The 2373-nt window shown below is 37.4% G+C and carries 3 protein-coding genes; 2 read left to right on the top strand and 1 reads right to left on the bottom strand.

All coding sequences use genetic code 11. The features are described 5' to 3' along the window. Positions 1-196: 196 nt before the first annotated feature. The gene (locus L2748_RS23550) at positions 197-616 is read right to left on the bottom strand and encodes a replication/maintenance protein RepL (RefSeq protein ID WP_220783564.1); all 420 of its coding nucleotides are present in this window, start codon (positions 614-616) and stop codon (positions 197-199) included. A gap of 381 nt (positions 617-997) precedes the next feature. On the opposite strand from L2748_RS23550, the gene L2748_RS23545 reads away from it, so the two are divergent. Together L2748_RS23545 and L2748_RS23540 are read left to right on the top strand one after the other, a co-directional pair. Next, entirely contained in the window at positions 998-1216 is a 219-nt protein-coding gene (locus L2748_RS23545) for a hypothetical protein (protein WP_220783562.1), read from the top strand. Positions 1217-1785: 569 nt separating this feature from the next. After that, positions 1786-2373: MarR family transcriptional regulator (locus L2748_RS23540; RefSeq protein WP_220783563.1), on the top strand; the 588-nt coding region annotated here is incomplete at its 3' end.

Genomic DNA, 2373 nt, shown 5'->3' with positions numbered 1-2373 from the left:
CCTTACTCCCACGGGCGTTTCGACCAAAAGCGAAGTTAAACCACCCCGTAAACCGGTACGTTCTTCCCCAAGAAAGAAAAAGAAAAAGCGCTAGTTACTAAAACGCCCTAGAATCGATTCTAAGGCGTTATTTTTTGATTTGCTCATGTAGGTGTCTTTTTTTTATATTTTCTCTACTACGGTTTATTTTGATACCTTAAAGCTTATTGTACTTAATAAGTATATTCATTCTCTGTTTGTTATCACCTTTAAACATTACATCTGGATTCAGCATATACACCCCGTTTTGAACCATTTTAATAATGTCAGATTCAATTAGAGTCTTAAGGGTTTTTGTTACTATCGGCAATGAAACTTCCGCCTTTTCTGCTATAGCCCTTTGAGTGCCAATGATTGTGTTTTTATGGTCCTTGTTGGCTAGCAACCATGTGACTACCTTTATCTTTTTACTCCCCATACAGTCTAGTGCCTGCATGATGTGCATCAGCCAGATTTTTTCAAAGTTAAAATCTGTCGATACAGTTTCGACTACGGACATATCAAGGATTTCCCCAGTCTCCTGATCTAAATATCTTTTAACCCCTATAACCTTTGTTTTTTTAGATGTGCTTTTCATATTATACAGTTTTATAGTTATTGATTTATACAGAATACCTCATTTCAAAACCCTTGTATAATTTTTTTTTGTACATCTGTGAACGTATTTTTATACAGACGTATAAGGATTTTTATACAAGCATTTTCTGTTTTCACTTGCCTTTACAGTAACTTGCGGCTTTTTCTTTGAAATTCGTTCTATATCTATAGATCTTTAAGCCTATCGCGCTATCGCTTGATGGCTCGATAGCGGCACATCGCAGGCAAGCTGCTCGACCACAATCGAGCAGAATTTAATTGATTATTTTTTGATAAGGTGATCAAATCGGTAGGGCATGGCTAGGCAGTGTATCGAGCACCGCCTAACCACTAAACACAACTAACTTAACTGGAGTTACTCATGCCTGACGCTAATCCTATCTCATTTTGTGCTTTGCATGATCGTGCATCTTTAATTTTAGAATACTTAACCGCCCTTGGGGCACTGTCTTTTCTCTCTGATAATGGGTTCCCCAATACAGAGATTACGGTTTTGACTGATTCCGTCTTAGAGGTTCTTAAGTCCGAATCTTCCAAATTGGTTGATGATATCTATTCAAGTAGAGAGAAGTTTAATTAAACACCTCTATATCAAAATTGATATACCCAAAAATGCCTGGTCAAACATTAGATTTTTCTAACGATTGACCAGGCATTTATCTTTCACTTGGAACTATGGTTCTACCATTCTTTTGAGGGATTATTAAACCGTAGGTTTGATGAAAGCGGAGCGATACGCTTTTAAGCAACCGGCTCTTTCGGTTGTGTCCTTTTCCCTGCTAGACATCTTTTGATTTTGAACCAACAAAACAGAAATATCTTTAGCCTAACGGCCGGAGGCAAAACCAACTTTAAAGAGGTTTTTCCTTTTACTTGATACATACAAATAAAGTGGTAACAGGATTTAAAAGAGCCTATGCAAAAGAGAGCGGCGAAGACTGAGCAAGCGAACGTTGCAAAGGCTCAAAAAATCTAGGTTAGCCACTATCTCTAATAGTGGCTTATCGTCCAATATACGGACTTATTTTTAATGACTTTTCGTCCTTTTTCTTTCTGTATCTTATTGTTTTTAATCTTTTCTTTGTCGTTGTAAAGAATCCTACCAATAGGTATACTCTACAGTTAAACATCTTAACAAAGGTTTTTAGCATGGGTTCTAAGTATCTTGAAATGTTTTTTAAGCTGGATTTTAAGCATTACGATTTAACACCTACGCAATATTTTTTATTGTCGCTAATGGCTTCTCATAGTGATGAAGAAGGATTTTTAGATTGTACTCTGGAGGCTTTAGGCTCTGCCGCTAATCTATCTAGGCAATCGGTGGGGGGATCACTCAAGAAATTGGAGAATTCGGGCTTAATAGAAATCGATAAGAAAACGGAATTTGGCAAATCTAATAGTTACTTTGTTTTTCCTGAAGCTAATTTATCTGTTTATCAGTTCATTAATCTTGATATTAATAATTGCTCTGTCGCTAACAAGTTTAAACAATCCAAATGGTACAGCCCTTTTGATGATGAAACTGAAGACGAAGTTGACGAACGCCTTTTCTCGACGTATGGGCTAGACAAATACAAGCCAACCGCACCGATTAGTCAACCTGTAGAAAAGGAATCACTTGGTATAGTTACCAAAACTACTTCCCCCCTTACTCCCACGGGCGTTTCGACCAAAAGCGAAGTTAAACCACCCCGTAAACCGGTACGTTCTTCCCCAAGAAAGAAAAAGAAAAAGCGC

This window comes from Shewanella sairae (assembly GCF_023283535.1).
GTDB classification, from domain to species: domain Bacteria; phylum Pseudomonadota; class Gammaproteobacteria; order Enterobacterales; family Shewanellaceae; genus Shewanella; species Shewanella sairae.
The sequence above is the reverse complement of the archived record's forward strand: the minus strand, read 5'-3'. Positions and strand labels throughout refer to the sequence as shown.